Source organism: Nonomuraea sp. B208, assembly GCF_057536035.1.
Window position 1 is genome coordinate 70,692 of record NZ_BAAJOU010000013.1, and the last position, 14,902, is coordinate 85,593.

17 protein-coding genes are annotated in these 14,902 nt (G+C 73.3%); 8 read left to right on the forward strand and 9 right to left on the reverse strand.

Annotated features, from left to right (window positions below):
• Positions 1-99 precede the first annotated feature (99 nt).
• On the forward strand, positions 100-312 hold the full coding sequence (locus tag AC27IY_RS10615) for a dodecin (protein ID WP_020547544.1): 213 nt from the start codon (positions 100-102) through the stop codon (positions 310-312).
• Between the two features lie 106 nt (positions 313-418).
• On the opposite strand, the gene AC27IY_RS10620 is transcribed toward AC27IY_RS10615, so the two are convergent.
• From AC27IY_RS10620 to AC27IY_RS10630, 3 genes are all read right to left on the reverse strand, one after another.
• Positions 419-631, reverse strand: a complete 213-nt coding sequence (locus AC27IY_RS10620) for a hypothetical protein (protein WP_487177816.1) — start codon at positions 629-631, stop codon at positions 419-421.
• A gap of 182 nt (positions 632-813) precedes the next feature.
• Entirely contained in the window at positions 814-2,196 is a 1,383-nt protein-coding gene (locus AC27IY_RS10625) for a metallopeptidase TldD-related protein (protein ID WP_487177817.1), read from the reverse strand.
• A complete protein-coding gene (locus tag AC27IY_RS10630) occupies positions 2,193-3,686 on the reverse strand; it encodes a TldD/PmbA family protein (protein ID WP_423448816.1) in 1,494 nt (497 codons plus the stop codon). Before AC27IY_RS10630 ends, AC27IY_RS10625 begins: the two co-directional genes overlap by 4 nt.
• Before the next feature lie 77 nt (positions 3,687-3,763).
• On the opposite strand from AC27IY_RS10630, the gene AC27IY_RS10635 reads away from it, so the two are divergent.
• Complete coding sequence (locus AC27IY_RS10635) at positions 3,764-4,459, forward strand: beta-ketoacyl-ACP reductase (RefSeq protein WP_344215582.1); 696 nt, start codon at positions 3,764-3,766, stop codon at positions 4,457-4,459.
• A 1-nt stretch (position 4,460) separates the two neighbouring features.
• On the forward strand, positions 4,461-5,225 hold the full coding sequence (gene fabI / locus AC27IY_RS10640) for an enoyl-ACP reductase FabI (protein ID WP_329575373.1): 765 nt from the start codon (positions 4,461-4,463) through the stop codon (positions 5,223-5,225).
• Between the two features lie 114 nt (positions 5,226-5,339).
• Here fabI and AC27IY_RS10645 read toward each other — a convergent pair whose 3' ends face one another.
• Both AC27IY_RS10645 and AC27IY_RS10650 read right to left on the reverse strand, forming a co-directional pair.
• Positions 5,340-6,206, reverse strand: a complete 867-nt coding sequence (locus AC27IY_RS10645) for a hypothetical protein (protein WP_449951677.1) — start codon at positions 6,204-6,206, stop codon at positions 5,340-5,342.
• A gap of 125 nt (positions 6,207-6,331) precedes the next feature.
• Positions 6,332-7,279, reverse strand: coding sequence for an aldo/keto reductase (locus tag AC27IY_RS10650; protein ID WP_329575378.1), 948 nt, complete (start codon positions 7,277-7,279; stop codon positions 6,332-6,334).
• Between the two features lie 145 nt (positions 7,280-7,424).
• Here AC27IY_RS10650 and AC27IY_RS10655 point away from each other — a divergent pair, with 145 nt between their 5' ends.
• From AC27IY_RS10655 to mshC, 5 genes are read left to right on the forward strand one after another with little or no spacing between them, the layout of a single operon-like run.
• Positions 7,425-8,111, forward strand: coding sequence for a histidine phosphatase family protein (locus tag AC27IY_RS10655; RefSeq protein ID WP_423448813.1), 687 nt, complete (start codon positions 7,425-7,427; stop codon positions 8,109-8,111).
• 9 nt (positions 8,112-8,120) lie between these two features.
• Positions 8,121-8,669: a DUF3090 domain-containing protein gene (locus AC27IY_RS10660; RefSeq protein WP_344215574.1), complete on the forward strand. Its 549-nt coding sequence runs from the start codon at positions 8,121-8,123 to the stop codon at positions 8,667-8,669.
• Positions 8,666-9,430 carry an SCO1664 family protein gene (locus tag AC27IY_RS10665; RefSeq protein ID WP_091087519.1) on the forward strand — a complete coding sequence of 255 codons (765 nt, stop codon included), beginning with the start codon at positions 8,666-8,668 and terminating at the stop codon, positions 9,428-9,430. Before AC27IY_RS10660 ends, AC27IY_RS10665 begins: the two co-directional genes overlap by 4 nt.
• A gap of 31 nt (positions 9,431-9,461) precedes the next feature.
• Entirely contained in the window at positions 9,462-10,112 is a 651-nt protein-coding gene (locus AC27IY_RS10670) for an NRDE family protein (RefSeq protein WP_344215571.1), read from the forward strand.
• A gap of 10 nt (positions 10,113-10,122) precedes the next feature.
• A complete protein-coding gene (mshC, locus tag AC27IY_RS10675) occupies positions 10,123-11,358 on the forward strand; it encodes a cysteine--1-D-myo-inosityl 2-amino-2-deoxy-alpha-D-glucopyranoside ligase (protein ID WP_344215569.1) in 1,236 nt (411 codons plus the stop codon).
• A gap of 139 nt (positions 11,359-11,497) precedes the next feature.
• On the opposite strand, the gene AC27IY_RS10680 is transcribed toward mshC, so the two are convergent.
• From AC27IY_RS10680 to AC27IY_RS10695, 4 genes are all read right to left on the reverse strand, one after another.
• Positions 11,498-12,457 (reverse strand): UDP-glucuronic acid decarboxylase family protein, encoded by a 960-nt coding sequence (locus tag AC27IY_RS10680; protein WP_487177818.1) that lies wholly within the window; start codon positions 12,455-12,457, stop codon positions 11,498-11,500.
• Positions 12,454-13,341: a glycosyltransferase family 9 protein gene (locus AC27IY_RS10685; RefSeq protein WP_423448807.1), complete on the reverse strand. Its 888-nt coding sequence runs from the start codon at positions 13,339-13,341 to the stop codon at positions 12,454-12,456. The genes AC27IY_RS10680 and AC27IY_RS10685 overlap by 4 nt, the downstream gene beginning before the upstream one ends.
• On the reverse strand, positions 13,332-13,832 hold the full coding sequence (locus AC27IY_RS10690; protein ID WP_487177822.1) for an SDR family oxidoreductase: 501 nt from the start codon (positions 13,830-13,832) through the stop codon (positions 13,332-13,334). The genes AC27IY_RS10685 and AC27IY_RS10690 overlap by 10 nt, the downstream gene beginning before the upstream one ends.
• 171 nt (positions 13,833-14,003) lie before the next feature.
• The coding region (locus tag AC27IY_RS10695; protein ID WP_487177820.1) for a PfkB family carbohydrate kinase at positions 14,004-14,902 on the reverse strand (899 nt) is incomplete at its 5' end.

Here is a 14,902-nt window from a genome sequence, read left to right on the forward strand (position 1 = left end):
ACCTTCCACGGTAGTCCTCGGAGTACGAGCTCGGGACGGCGCACCCGGGCGGCGGAAGGGGTCATGCGATCATGGCCTTCGGGTAAGGAGGAGAGGGATATGTCGGACCGAACGTACCGGGTCACCGAGATCGTCGGGACCTCGGGAGAGAGCGTCGACCAGGCCATCCGCAACGGGATCAGGCGGGCCTCGGAGACGCTGCGGCACCTGGACTGGTTCGAGGTGACGGAGATCCGCGGCCACATCGACGCGGGGGAGGTCGCCCACTTCCAGGTGGGCATGAAGGTCGGCTTCCGCCTGGAAGACGCCTGAGCGCCCTCTGAGCCCCGCCCACGCCCCACGCTGGGGAGTGCGACGGCCCACGCTGGGGAGTGCGACGGCCCACGCTGGGGAGTGCGACGGCTGCCCTTGCCGACGCTCAGGCCGCGCCGCCAACCCACCGCCGCTCGGCCCCGGTACCTGGGCGAGGCCCCTGGCCGCCGCCCGCCGCAGGCCCGGTCGTCAGGGAGTTCAACAGGCAGGCGCTGACCCGGTCGGACCTGGCGCAGGCGCGGGCAGGAGGCGCGCCGGAGGCCCGGACCCGGCCGACCGGCCCGCCCGGCCGTTCGGCGTTGGCCTGGGGCAGCGTCACCGGACCCACCTGGACACCTCAGGCGGGCGCCCGACCGGGCCCGTCTCCCCGGCCCTCAGGCTGGTGGCCACCCGGGTCTGTGGTTCGGCACGACCCGGGCCCGCCTTCGCGACCCTTCACCCGGGTCGCCTTCCGGCTCTCGGGACCGGGCCCGAGGGCCGGCTCGGCCCGGGGGCAGGGGGTCAGCTTGCCTGGCTCACGGTGGACATGTTGAAGTCCGGCACTCGGACCGCCGGCATGATCGTGCGCTGGAAGTAGTCGTTCCACTCGCGCGGGAGCGTCCGTCCCTCCGCCCCCACCTCGGAGACGCGTCCGAGCAGGTCGACCGGGCTCTCGTTGAAGCGGAAGTTGTTGACCTCGCCCACGACCTCCCCATGTTCGACGAGGTAGACGCCGTCGCGGGTCAGTCCGGTGACGAGCAGCGTCTGGGGGTCGACCTCCCGGATGTACCACAGGCAGGTGAGCAGCAGCCCGTGCCGGGTGCCGGCGATCATCTCCTCCAGCGACGGCGACGGCGACGCCCCGCCGGCCGGTCCGCGCATGATCAGGTTGTCGACGGCCGGCGTCACCGGCAGCCCGCTCAGCTCCGCCGAGTAGCGGGTCTGGTGCAGCGCCTCCAGCCGCCCGTCCCTGATCCAGTCGGTCGGCCCCAGCGGCAGCCCGTTGTCGAAGACCGAGCTCTCCCTGCTGGAGGCGTGCGCCATCACGAACGGCGCGCACGCGATGCCCGCCGCACCCGGATCGCTCGACAGCGTCACCGGCAGCGCGCCGAGCTGCTCGCCCACGCGGGTCCCGCCGCCGGGCTTCGAGAACACCGACCGCCCGTCCAGCGCGTCGCGCGCACCCGCCGACCAGAACAGGTAGATCATCAGGTCGGCCACGGCGCTCGGCGGCAGCAGCGTCTCGTAGCGCCCCGCAGGCAGGTCCACCCGGTTCTTCGCCCACTCCAGCCGCTGGGCCAGCGACGCGCCGAGCGCGTCGACGTCGACGTCGGTGAAGTCCTCCGTGGACACGCCGGTCCAGGCCGACCGCTTGAGGTCGCCCGACTTGGCGTTGAGCTCCAGGCGGCCGGTCGGCTGGTCGTGCCGCAGCCGCACGCCCGTGGACGTGCCGAGGAACGTCGAGGTCAGCCGGTGCTCGGCGAAGCCGTAGAGCCTCCTGCCGCCCGCCTCGGCCGTCGCGAACGCCTCGCCGAGTGCGGGCGCGAACGCCTCGAACACGCCGATGTCGGTGGGCCGTACGTCCTCGTCCCAGTGGGCGGAGGCGGGACCGGCCTCGACGAGGGGGCGCGCGTCCTCGGCCGGCTGGGCGTCCCTGGCCGCCGCGTCGGCCGCCGCCACGACGTCGGCGAGCTGCTCCTCGCGCACCGCCGCCCGCGACACCACGCCGGCCCGGTCGCCCGCGATCGAGATCACCGTCAGCCGGGACGAGCGCGCCACGCCGTTGGTGGTCAGCGTGTTGCCGGCGAAGCGCAGGTTGGCCGTGGACTCCTCGTCCACCAGCACCACGCAGCCGTCGTTCGTGGAGAGCGCCAGGGCCCTTTCCACCATCTCCTGGGGAGTCACTTCCCGCCCTCCTGCACGGTGTTGAGTATCCGTACGCCCCTGAACAGCGCGGACGGACATCCGTGGCTGACCGGGGCCACCTGCCCCGGCTGGCCCTTGCCGCAGTTGAACGCGCCGCCCAGCACGTACGTGCCCGGCCCGCCGACCGCCTCCATCGACTGCCAGAAGTCCGTCGTCGTCGCCTGGTAGGCGAAGTCCCTGACCTGCCCGGCCAGCTTCCCGTGCGAGATGCGGTAGGCCCGCTGGCCGGTGAACTGGAAGTTGTAGCGCTGCATGTCGATCGACCAGCTCTTGTCGCCGACGATGTAGATGCCCCGTTCGACCCCGGCGATCAGCTCGTCGGTGCCCGGTCCGTCAGGCGCGGCCTGGAGCGAGACGTTGGCCATGCGCTGGATCGGCATGTGCCCCGGCGAGTCGGCGAAGGCGCACCCGTTGGAGCGCCCGAACCCCTTCATCAGCGCCATCCGCCGGTCGAGCTGGTAGCCCACCAGGATGCCGTCCTTGACGATGTCGAAGCTCTGCCCCCGCACGCCCTCGTCGTCGTAGCCGACGGTGGCCAGGCCGTGGGTGACGGTGCGGTCGCCGGTGACGTTCATCAGCGGCGAGCCGTAGACCAGCTCGCCGAGCTGGTCGAAGGTGGCGAAGCTGGTGCCCGCGTAGGCGGCCTCGTAGCCGAGCGCCCGGTCGAGCTCGGTGGCGTGGCCGATCGACTCGTGGATGGTCAGCCACAGGTTGGACGGGTCGATCACGAGGTCGTAGTCGCCGGCCTCGACCGACGGCGCGGCGAGCTTCTCGGCCAGCAGCTCGGGCAGGCGGGCCAGCTCGCCCTGCCAGTCCCAGCCGGTGCCCGTCAGGTATTCGTAGCCGCGCCCGACGGGCGGCGCGATCGTCGACATGTCGTCGAAGCCGCTCTCGCCCGCCTTCATGGCGTTGAGCCTGGGGTGCACCCGCACCCGCTGCTGCGTGGTCACCGTGCCGGCCGTGTCGGCGTAGAACTTCTGCTCCTTGACCTGCAGCAGCCGCGCCGAGACGTGGTCGGCGCCCTTGAGCAGGCCCGCCGACCAGTCGGCCAGCAGGGCCACCTTGTCGGCGGACGGCACCTCGAACGGGTCCACGTCGTACGCCGACACCCACACCGCCTCGGCGTGCACCGGCTCGGGCGCCAGCTCGATCGGCTCCCTGTTGATCGGCGCCGACACCTCGGCCACCCGCACCGCCTGCTCCGCGACCCGCGCGGCGGCCTCGGGGGTGAGGTGGATCCCGGCGGCGAACCCCCACGTGCCGCCCTTGACGACGCGCACCGCGTAGCCGAGGTCGTCGGCGTCCGTGGCGCCCTCCAGACGGGCGTCGTACAGGCTCAGCGTCTCGGCGCGGACGCGTTCGAGCCGGAAGTCGGCGTGCTCGGCGCCGAGGTCCCGAGCGCGTTGCAGGGCGGCGTCCGCGAGCTGCCTGAGCGGCAGTTCCAGGAAGTCGGCATCGATCTGGCGCATGTCCACGATCCTAACCCTGTGATCTTGTCTCACCCGGACAACCGGATACCCGCCGGTAGGGGATAGCGTCTGGTGTCATGGCACGCTCTGTACTCGTCACCGGGGGCAACCGAGGCATCGGCCTCGCGATCGCCCGTGAACTCGCCGCGGAAGGCGACGCCGTCGCGGTCACCTATCGATCGGGGGAGCCTCCCGAGGGCCTGTTCGGCGTGCGCTGCGACGTCACCAGCACCGGCGACGTCGAGGCCGCCTTCGACAAGGTCGAGGCCGAGCAGGGCCCGGTCGAGGTCCTCGTCTCCAACGCGGGCATCACCAAGGACACGCTGCTGGCGATGATGAAGGAGGACACCTTCACCGACGTCATCGACGCCAACCTCACCGGCGCCTACCGCGTCGCCAAGCGCGCCATCCGGCCCATGATGAAGCTCAAGCGCGGCCGCATCGTGCTCATCTCCTCGGTCGTGGGCCTGTCCGGCCAGGCGGGCCAGGCCAACTACGCCGCCTCCAAGGCCGGCCTCGTCGGCTTCGCCCGCTCCCTGGCCCGCGAGTACGGCTCCCGCAACATCACGGTCAACGTCGTCTCGCCCGGCTTCGTCGCGACCGACATGACCTCGGGGCTCGACCAGGACAAGATTGTGGCCAACATCCCCCTCGGCAGGCAGGCCGCCCCCGAGGAGGTCGCGCGCGTCGTCCGCTTCCTGGCCAGCGACGACGCCTCCTACATCACCGGAGCCGTGATCCCGGTCGACGGCGGACTTGGAATGGGGCACTGACGTGGGCATTCTCGACGGCAAGCGGATTCTCGTGACGGGCGTGCTCACCGACGCCTCGATCGCCTTCTCGGTCGCCAAGCTGGCCCAGGAGGAGGGCGCGACGGTCGTGCTGACCGGGTTCGGGCGGCTCAGCCTGGTCGAGCGCATCGCCAAGCGGCTGCCGACCACGCCGCCGGTGCTGGAGCTCGACGTCCAGAACACCGAGCACCTCGACACGCTGGCCGACCGGGTCGGCGAGCACGTCGACGGGCTCGACGGCGTGGTGCACTCCATCGCCTTCGCCCCGCAGACGGCGCTCGGCGGCAACTTCCTCAACACGCCGTGGGAGGACGTCTCCACGGCGGTGCAGATCTCGACGTACTCGTACAAGTCGCTGGCCGTGGCCTGCCTGCCGCTCATGAAGGAGGGCGGCGCGGTGGTCGGCCTCGACTTCGACGCCTCCAAGGCGTGGCCGGTCTACGACTGGATGGGCGTGGCCAAGGCCGGCCTGGAGTCGTGCAACCGCTACCTCGCCCGCGACCTCGGCAAGCACGGCATCCGGGTCAACCTCGTGGCGGCCGGTCCGCTGCGCACGATGGCCGCCAAGTCGATCCCGGGCTTCAAGGAGTTCGAGGACAGCTGGCCGGACCGGGCCCCGCTCGGCTGGGACCTCGCCGACACCCTGCCGGCCGCCCGCGCCTGCGTGGCGCTGATGTCCGACTGGTTCCCGGCGACCACGGGCGAGATCGTGCACGTCGACGGCGGCGTCCACGCCATCGGCGGCTGACACCCGCCACTTTCGAGGCGGCCGCCACCTTTCAGGCGGCCGCCGCCTCCCCGGCGCCGCCGGCTCTCAGGCGCCCGCCGCCTCTCCCTTTCGGACGGCCGCCGGGGCTTCGCGTCAGGCGAGGCGCTGGCGGCCGCCGCCCGCGCGGGCCGGCTCGAACGGGATCGACTCGACCGGCTCGGTGCGCTGCCGCCGCTGCTGCACGATGCGCGTGGCGAGCACCGCCGAGCCGAGCAGCGCGATCGTCAGCACGGTGCCGAGCACGTCGGAGGCCGGGGGAGTGGGCCGGACCACCCGCTGGTCCCGCAGCGGCACGGTCAGCTCACGGGCGAACGGGTTGGGCCACAGCAGCTCCACCCGTGGCTCCTCCGGATCGGCGGCGCGGGCGCTCTCCTCGCGCTCCTCACGGCCGTCGTCACCGGCGGGCCGGGGGCGGGCGCTCCCCGAAGGCGGCGCGGTCACGCCCGGCACGGCCGACGCGGTGGCCGAGGCCGTCGGCGTGGTGGCCGGCTTCTTCACCGAGGGCGAGGCGGAACGGCCGCGCCGCGGCGGCGCCGAGGAGGTCGTGCCGGCCCTCGGGACCGGGTCGCCGGCGCACGCGTCCGGCGTGTCGCACTCGTCGTCCTCCTCCTGGCCGTGGGACTTGGTGGTGCGCGTGGCGTCCGGCGAGGGCGCGGCGGTCTCGCCGGAGGTGTCCGCCCGCCCGGTGGGGACGGCCTCGCCCACCCGGCCGAGCACTTCGTCGGTGGTCTTCTCCACGGGCTTGGTCACCGGGTCGGTGAGGCCGCCCGTGAGCGTGTCCACGGTGCCCGTGAGGGTGCCCACCACGTCGCACAGGGTGTTGGTGACCCCGGACAGCAGCCCCCCGTCCCGCGTGCAGTCCTGGGCGCCTGCCGTCGCCGCCACGGCGGGCCCCGCCCCGGGGACGGCCACCAGTGCCACCGCGAGAACTCCGGCCGAGATCGCGGTCCTGCTCCCCATCCGTCCCCTCCTGCGTTGCTTACGGGGAAAATCTTGATGGACGCCGCCCTCGGGCGCACCCGTTCGGCAGGGGAAGTTGCGATTCGGTATCCACTAGTGATACGCGAGAGAGCTTCTTGTTCCCCTCAGTCGAGTGACGAGACGTCGTCCAGTGCCTCACGGATCTCGATCGGCAGCACGACCTCCTCGGCCGGGAGCACGCCCTTGAGCTGCGCGTGCGTACGGGCCCCCACGATGGCCGAGGCCACGCCGGGCTGGTCGCGCACCCACGACAGCGCCACGGCCAGCGGCGAGACGCCGAGCCCGTCGGCGGCGGTCATCACCGCCTCCACCACCGCGCGCGAGCGCTCGTCGAGATAGGGGCGGACGAAGTCGGCGAAGTGCGGCGTCGCCGCGCGCGAGTCGCCCGGGATGCCCGTGCGGTATTTGCCGGTCAGCACGCCCCTGCCGAGCGGCGACCAGGCCAGCACGCCGACCCCGAGGTGCGCAGCGGCGGGCAGCAGCTCGCGCTCCGGCTCGCGGGCCAGCAGGCTGTACTCGGCCTGCGCCGAGGTGATCGGGATGCGGCCGGGGATCGACTTCTGGGTGACCGCGGCGGCGGCGAGCTGCCAGCCGGTGTAGTCGCACACGCCGGCGTAGACCGCGCGGCCGGAGGAGACGATCGCGTCGAGCGCGGCCAGCGTCTCCTCCAGCGGCACCTCGTCGTCGTAGGTGTGCAGCTGCCACAGGTCGACGTAGTCGAGCCCGAGGCGGTTGAGCGAGTCGTCGACCGCGGCGATGAGGTGGCGGCGGGAGGCGTCGCGCGTGCGGCGGCCGGCGGGGGTCACCACGGCCTTGGTGGAGATCACCAGCTCCGAGCGGGGCACCGACTCGCGCAGCAGCCTGCCGAGGAGCCGCTCGGCGTCGCCGCCGGTGTAGACGTCGGCGGTGTCCACGAGCGTGCCCCCGGCGTCCAGGAACGTGCGGAGCTGGGCGGCCGCCTCGTCCGCGTCGGTGTCACGACCCCAGGTCATCGTGCCGAGCCCCAGCCGGGACACCGACAGGCCGCTGCGGCCGACATAGCGCTGCTCCATGATCCCGCCAGGTTACCGCCCTGGTGGCCGCGACGTCGTGATAGACGCCGTACGGGGCACGGACGCGCTCTCCGGGCCCGCCCGTCCCGGTGCCGGGCCGGATGCCGGTTTCGACACTGTGATCGAGGGCTGCGACACTTGCCCGGTGACCACGCTGCTTCTGGCCCGCCACGGGCTGACGGACCTCACCGGCCCGGTGCTGGCCGGCCGGACCCCGGGCGTGCGGCTGAGCGAGGCGGGGCGGGCGCAGGCCGTGGCGCTGGCCGGGCGCATCGCCGGCGTCCGGCTCGACGCGATCGTCTCCAGCCCGCTCGAACGCTGCCAGGAGACGGCCGCGGCGGTGGCGGCGGGCCGCGACCTGCCGGTGCGGACGGACGAACGTTTCATCGAGTGCGGCTACGGCGAGTGGACCGGCCGGCCGCTGAAGGAGCTCGCCAAGGAGCCGCTGTGGCAGGTCGTGCAGGCCCACCCGAGCGCGGCGGCGTTCCCCGGCGGGGAGTCGATGGTGGACATGCAGCACCGGGCCGTCGCGGCCGTGCGGGAGTGGAACCGGCGCCTGGGGGAGAAGGGCGTCTACCTCGTCTGCAGCCACGGCGACGTGATCAAGTCGATCGTCGCCGACGCCCTGGGGCTCCATCTCGACCAGTTCCAGCGGATCACGGCGGACCCGGCGGCCCTCACCGTCATTCGCTACGCCCCCCTGCGTCCCTTTGTTCTCAGGCTCAACGATATGGGGGAATTGCGGCTTCCTGAGGATTCGGAGGAGAAAGACGGGGGAGAAAATCACACCGGGAGCGATGCCGCCGTCGGCGGCGGACCCGGAACCACGTAAGGTCAGGCTATGCCGGTCTTCGACTACGACCCACCAGAGAGGTTCGTCGCCGGCGCCCTGGGGCAGCCGGGCGCACGGGTCTTCTATCTGCAGGCCAGGGCCGAGGGCAGACTGACCACGGTGGCGCTGGAGAAACTGCAGGTCGCCGCGCTCGCCGGCCGGCTCGACGAGCTCCTCGACGAGGTGCTGCGGCTCAGCGGGGGCACCGCCCACGTGCCCGCCGTGGCGCCGGCCGAGCTGACCGACGACGCCCCGCTCGACGTGCCCCTGGCCGAGGACTTCCGGGTCGGCACGATGGCGCTGGCGTGGGACGCCGAGCGGTCGCAGGTGGTGATCGAGGCGCAGGAGGTCGTCGACGAGGACGACGTCGACGGCTCCGATCCCGCGATGCTCCGCGTGCGGATCAGCGCGGGAGCCGCGCGCGCGTTCACCAAACGGGCCCTGCAGATCGTCGCGGCGGGCCGGCCGCCGTGCCCCCTGTGCGGGCAGCCGCTCGACGCCAAGGGACACATCTGCGTACGCCTCAACGGATATCGCGGGGGTGAGGCGGCTTCATGACCGCTCCGGAGAGCGAACCGGCCGTCAAGCCGTCCAGTCCACCGGGCATGAACGAGGAAGAGGCCCTCGCCCTGCTGCGCGACGGCCGGCTGGAGGTGGCGGGCCGCCTGGTCGAGGCCACCAACATGACGCTCTACTGCTCGGTCACGCTGGGCGAGCGCACGGCGGCGTGCGTCTACAAGCCCGTACGCGGCGAGCGCCCCCTGTGGGACTTCCCCGACGGCACGCTGGCCGCCCGCGAGGTGGCCGCCTACGAGGTCTCCCGGGCCACCGGCTGGCGCATCGTGCCGCCCACCGTCTACCGCGAGGGCCCGTTCGGTCCCGGCATGTGCCAGCTCTGGATCGACACCGAGCGCGAGATCGACCTCATGCGCCTGGTCAAGAGCCGCAACCCGGTCGTGCGCCGGATGGCGGTCTTCGACGCGATCGTCAACAACGCCGACCGCAAGGGCGGCCACCTGCTGCCGCTGCCCACGGGCCACGTCTACGGCGTCGACCACGGCGTGTGCTTCTCCGTCGAGGACAAACTGCGCACCGTGCTGTGGCAGTGGCGCGGCAAGCCGCTCTCCCGCGAGGCCGTCGCCGTGCTGGCCAAGCTGGAGCGCGACCTGGAGTCGGGCACCCTCGGCCGGCGGCTGCGCGAGCTGCTCACGCTGGCCGAGGTGGAGGCCACCTGGCAGCGGGTGCGGCGGCTGCTCGACACCGGGGTGCATCCCTACCCGTCGGAGGGCTGGCCCGCCGTCCCCTGGCCCCCGATCTGACGCACATTTCGGCATTTACTACCCTTTGCCCATGTGCACGCTGATCGTACGGACGGGACGCCCCCTGACCCTCATGGGCGTGCGGGACGAGTTCACCGACCGGCCCTGGGAGGGGCCGGGGGAGCACTGGCCGGACTACCCGGGCGTCGTCGGCGGGCGCGACCTCAAGGCCGGCGGCACCTGGCTGGCGGTCAACCCGGCCGCCCGGCGCGCCGCCGCCCTGCTCAACGGCCGTGGCCGGGCCGCCGCCGAGCGGACCAAGGTCTCGCGGGGCGATCTGGCGCTGCGGGCGGCGTACACAGGGGAGGGGCCGCGCGGCGACCTGTCCCGCTACGACCCCTTCCACCTGGTCCTGGCCACACTCGACGGGGTCCGGCTGTTCAGCTGGGACGGCGAGCGCCTGACCACGGCCGACCTGCCGGACGGCACCAGCATGGTGGTCAACGAGGGCCTCGACCCGGCGAGCCCGCGCGTGCTGGCGCACCTGCCGCGCTTCGAGGCGGCGGAGACCTGGCGCGACCTGGCCGCGGCCGAGCCGTCGGCCGACCCCGGCGCGCTCATCGTCCGGCACGAGCTGCCCGACGGGCGGATCTTCGCCTCGCTGTCGGTGATGGAGGTCGCGCTGTCACCGGACGAGGTCACGTACGACTTCACCGACCTGACACAGGAAACGGACGGATAGGCTCAAAGGCATGAGATCGTGGTCTGCCCAGAACGTCCCCAAGCTCCCCGGTGAGAGCATTCCGCTGCGTCTCTACGACACGTCCGCCAAGCAGGTCAGGCAGACCGACCCCGGCCCGACCGCCAGGATGTACGTCTGCGGCATCACCCCCTACGACGCCACCCACCTCGGCCACGCCAACACCTACCACGCCTTCGACCTGGTGGCCCGGATGTGGCTGGACGCCGGCCACGAGGTCCACTACACCCAGAACGCCACCGACGTGGACGACCCGCTGCTGGAGCGGGCCGCCCAGACCGGTGTCGACTGGCGGGAGCTGGCCGAGCGGGAGATCGAGCTGTTCCGCGGCGACATGGAGGCCCTGCGCATCCTGCCGCCCCGCGAGTACGTCGGCGTCACCGAGGTCGTCGACCGGGTGGCCGAGTCGATCGCGCGGCTGTCGGACAAGGGCGTCACCTACGACCTCGACGGCGACGTGTACTTCAGCGTCGCCGACGCCCCCAAGTACGGCCAGGTCTCCGGCTACGACGAGGACGAGATGACGGCGCTGTTCGCCGAGCGCGGCGGCGACCCCGACCGGCCCGGCAAGCGCCACCCGCTCGACTGGCTGCTGTGGCGGGCCGAGCGGCCGGGCGAGCCGGCCTGGGACTCCCGGCTGGGCAGGGGACGTCCTGGGTGGCACATCGAGTGCACCGCGATCGCGCTGGACAACCTGGGCGCCGGCTACGACGTCGCGGGCGGCGGCTCCGACCTGATCTTCCCGCACCACGAGTGCGGCGCCTCCGAGGGCCACGCGCTGACGGGGGAGTGGCCGTTCGCCAAGTTCTACACCCACGCGGGCATGGTCGCGCTCGACGGCGAGAAGATGTCGAAGTCCCGGGGCAACCTGGTCTTCGTCCGGCGGCTGCGCACCGAGCACGACCCGATGGCGGTCCGCCTGGTGCTGCTGGCCCACCACTACCGCGCCGACTGGGAGTACGTGCCGGAGCTGACGGCCGAGGCCGAGCGCAGGCTGGCCACGTGGCGCGCGGCCGTCGCGCGGGAGTCGGGGCCGCCCGCCGAGGACCTGCTGACGCGGGTGCGCGAGCGCCTGGCCGACGACCTCGACACTCCCGGCGCGCTGGCGGCCATCGACGCCTGGGCGGCCGACGCGCTGGCCGGCGGCGGCTCGGACCCCACCGCCCCGGCCCTGGTCGCGGACCTGACCGACGCCCTGCTCGGCGTCACACTCCGAACCCCCGCCTGACGGCCCTGTCCGGCTGCTCTGTCCGGCTGCTCTGTCCGGCTGCTCTGTCCGACGGTGATCCCCGCCCGGCGGCTCTGCCTGGCGGGTCCCGCCGACGGTCCCGCCGGACGGTCCCCGCCCGTGACCCCGTTCGCGACTGTCAGAAGGCCCGCTCCAGCCGGTCCTCCGCGCCGAGTTCGGCGCGGAACCACTCGATCGTGCGGCGCAGCCCCTCCTCGGCCGGCACCCGCGCCCGCCAGCCCAGCCGCTCGGCGGCGAGCGTGGTGTCGGGCCGGCGCACCTTCGGGTCGTCGGCGGGCCGGTCGATGAAGGTGATCTCCGAGGACGACCCGGCGAGGTCACGGACCAGGGTGGCCAGCTCCAGCATGGTCACCTCGTCCGGGTTGCCGATGTTGACCGGGCCGGCGAAGTCGCTGCGCGCCATCGCCATGATTCCGGAGACGGTGTCCTCGACGTAGCAGATCGAACGGGTCTGCGAGCCGTCGCCGGTGACCGTGATCGGCTCGCCCATGAGCGACTGCCGGATGAACGTCGGGATCGCCCGGCCGTCGAACGGCCGCATGCGCGGGCCGTAGGTGTTGAAGATGCGTACGATCCCCGTGTCGGTGCCGCGCGCGTGCCGGTAGGCCGTGGTCAGCGACTCGGCGAAGCGCTTGGCCTCGTCGTACACGCTGCGCGGCCCCACCGGGTTCACGTTGCCCCAGTACGTCTCCTTCTGCGGGTGCTCCAGCGGATCGCCGTACACCTCGCTGGTGGAGGCGAGGACGAACCGGGCGCCCTTCTCCCTGGCCAGGCCGAGCGCGTGCAGGGTGCCGACGCTGCCCACCCGCAGCGTCTCGATGGGATAGCGCAGGTAGTCGGCGGGCGAGGCGGCCGAGGCGAAGTGCAGCACCAGGTCCAGCCGGTCGGACACGTGCACGAACCCGGTCAGGTCGCTCTCGACCAGCCGGAACCCCGGGCGCTCCAGGAGGTGCTCGACGTTGCGCGGCCCACCGGTGAGGAAGCTGTCCATGCAGACGACCTCCGCGCCCTCCTCCAGCAGCCGCTCGCACAGGTACGAGCCGAGGAACCCGGCGCCTCCCGTGACCAGAGCCCTCATGACGTCACCTCCAGGGCAGCTTCGACGACTTCGGAAACCTCGATCTTGAGCAGGCCGGGATGCGGCCGTTCGCCGTGCGGGTCGCCGTTCTCGCCGGCCCACAGCGCCACGTGCCGCCAGCCGGGCGGCGGCCCCCACAGCGCCGGCGAGACCGGCCCGAACAGCACCACCGACGGCACGCAGAACGCGGTCGCGAGGTGCGCCACGCCGGTGTCGCCGCACACGACGAGCCGGGCCCGGCCGATCAGGTCGATCAGGTCGGCCAGCCCGGTGCGCCCGGCCAGCACCCGCTCCTGCGGCAGCCCGGCCAGCTCGGCGACCCGGCGGGCGATCGGCACCTCCTGCTCGTCGCCGGTGACCACCACGTCCTCCAGCGCCGCCGCGACCTGCGCGAAGCGCTCGGGAGGCCACCGCCGCGCCGGGAACGACGCGCCCGGATGGACGATCGCCGGGCCGCTGCGGTCGGAGATCCCGAGCGTCAGGTCGGCCGGGTCGGCCGGGATGCCGTGCCACTCCAGCAGCTCGCACCAGCGGCGCACCTCGTGCACGCCCTCGCGCCACACCGGTCCTGTGCCGTAGCTGATCAGCCGGCCCGGCCGCGTGGCCCGCAGCGCCTCGATGCTCTGCGGCCCCTTGCCGTGCAGGTTGACGGCGATGTCGGGCCGCTCGTACGGCAGCTCGTCCACCGGCACCGGCCCCGGCCCGGCGACGTGCACCTGGCCGTCCACCGCGCCGATCAGCGGCAGCAGCGGCTCCAGCGCCCGCGGCGCGGCGAGCGTGACGCGGTGGCCGGGGAACGCCTGGCGCAGGGCCCGCAGCGCGGGCACGGCCGTGAGCAGGTCGCCCAGGCCGAGCCCGCGCAGAGCCAGGAGCTCTAGGGCCATGACGTCTCCGTCGAGGGGCAGACCACGAGCTCTCTCACCTCGCATCCGGCCGGCTGCCGCAGCGCGAACACGACGGTCTGCGCGACGTGGGCGGGGTCGTTGAGCCCGGCCTCCGGGCCCGGTTTGTACTGCTCGGGACGGCCGTCGAAGAAGCTCGTCCGCATGCCGCCGGGGACGAGCAGGGTGACCCCCACCTCGCCGCGCAGCTCGACGGCCAGCGCGCGGGTGAGGCCGACGACGCCGAACTTCGAGGCCGAGTACGCCGAGGCGTCGCTCAGCGGCCGCAGCCCCAGCGTGGAGGCGCAGGTGACGATCCTGCCGCGGGTGTGCTTCAGGTACGGCAGCGCCGCCCGGATGACCGACGCCGTGCCCAGCAGGTTGACCTTGACGACCCGCTCCCAGTCGTCGGCGGGCACGTCCTCCATCCGGCCGCAGACGTCGATGCCGGCCGCGGTGACGACGCCGTCCAGGCCGCCGGCCCGCTCGGCCAGCTCGCGGACCGCCCGCTCGGGCCTCGCCCCGGTCGGCCAGGTCGGCCGTGACGTGCTCGAAGCGCTGGTCCGGCGGGCGTACGTCGACGACGAGCGCCCGCCAGCCCTCCTTCTCCACGGCCTCGGCGGTGGCCAGGCCGAGTCCGGAGGCTCCCCCGGTAATCAGAATCTTCACTGGATCTCCCTGATCAGGTTGGTCGTGGAACGCCCCGGCAGCGTGCTCAGCACGACGATCTCCGCGCCGAGCCTGCCGAGGACCTCGGACTCGGGCAGGAACTCCCCCTCGTAGTCCCCGCCCTTGACCCACACGTCGGGGCGCAGCAGCGCGATCGCGCGGTCCGGGGTGTTCTCCTCGAACACCAGCACCGCGTCCACGCAGCTGAGCGCCCGCAGCACCTCGACCCGGTCGCGCACGTCCACGACGGGCCGCTGCGGGCCCTTGAGGCGGCGTACCGAGTCGTCGGAGTTGACGCAGACGACGAGCGCGTCGCCGAGCGCCCTGGCCCGCCGCAGCAGGCTCACGTGGCCCGCGTGCAGCAGGTCGAAGCAGCCGCCGGTGGCGATGAGCCGCCCCCCGTTGGCGCGGGTGAACTCGGCCACCTCCAGCGCCGTGCGCGGCCGGTCGCCGAGCTGCTGCTCGGCGACCTTGACGTTGGCGGCGCCGCCGCGCTCGACGAAGCGCGAGGCCTCGCCCACGCCGATGGTCACCGCGTCCCTGACGTCGAGGCCGTCGCGCAGCGCCAGCGCCGCGGCGCCGGCGAAGCGGTCGCCCGCGCCGCACGCGTCCCGGCCGCCGGCCTGCACCGGCGGCGGCACGTGCGCGAACGGGCCGCCCTCCACGGCGAGCGCGGCCCCGTGCGCGCCCGTCGTCACGGCCACGGCCCGCGCCCGCAGCTTGCGTACGAGCTGCCGGGCCGCCTGCTCGGGCCCCGCCCACCCGGTCGGGCACAGCGCCCGCGCCTCCGCCTCGCTCGGCGTCAGCAGCGCGCAGCCGGGCATCGGCTGCTCGCCCCGGGGATGCGGGTCCCAGACCACCGGCACGTCGATGCCGTACAGCAGCTCGCGCGCGA

What these genes read in the sequence shown, in the direction of transcription:
- AC27IY_RS10645 (WP_449951677.1), bottom strand. Translation starts at nt 6,206, where the DNA reads ATGGGGAGCAGGACCGCGATCTCGGCCGGAGTTCTCGCGGTGGCACTG.
- AC27IY_RS10660 (WP_344215574.1), top strand. Translation starts at nt 8,121, where the DNA reads ATGCCGGTCTTCGACTACGACCCACCAGAGAGGTTCGTCGCCGGCGCC.
- mshC (WP_344215569.1), top strand. Translation starts at nt 10,123, where the DNA reads ATGAGATCGTGGTCTGCCCAGAACGTCCCCAAGCTCCCCGGTGAGAGC.
- AC27IY_RS10650 (WP_329575378.1), bottom strand. Translation starts at nt 7,279, where the DNA reads ATGGAGCAGCGCTATGTCGGCCGCAGCGGCCTGTCGGTGTCCCGGCTG.
- AC27IY_RS10630 (WP_423448816.1), bottom strand. Translation starts at nt 3,686, where the DNA reads ATGCGCCAGATCGATGCCGACTTCCTGGAACTGCCGCTCAGGCAGCTC.
- AC27IY_RS10670 (WP_344215571.1), top strand. Translation starts at nt 9,462, where the DNA reads ATGTGCACGCTGATCGTACGGACGGGACGCCCCCTGACCCTCATGGGC.
- AC27IY_RS10665 (WP_091087519.1), top strand. Translation starts at nt 8,666, where the DNA reads ATGACCGCTCCGGAGAGCGAACCGGCCGTCAAGCCGTCCAGTCCACCG.
- AC27IY_RS10615 (WP_020547544.1), top strand. Translation starts at nt 100, where the DNA reads ATGTCGGACCGAACGTACCGGGTCACCGAGATCGTCGGGACCTCGGGA.
- AC27IY_RS10685 (WP_423448807.1), bottom strand. Translation starts at nt 13,341, where the DNA reads ATGGCCCTAGAGCTCCTGGCTCTGCGCGGGCTCGGCCTGGGCGACCTG.
- AC27IY_RS10635 (WP_344215582.1), top strand. Translation starts at nt 3,764, where the DNA reads ATGGCACGCTCTGTACTCGTCACCGGGGGCAACCGAGGCATCGGCCTC.
- AC27IY_RS10680 (WP_487177818.1), bottom strand. Translation starts at nt 12,457, where the DNA reads ATGAGGGCTCTGGTCACGGGAGGCGCCGGGTTCCTCGGCTCGTACCTG.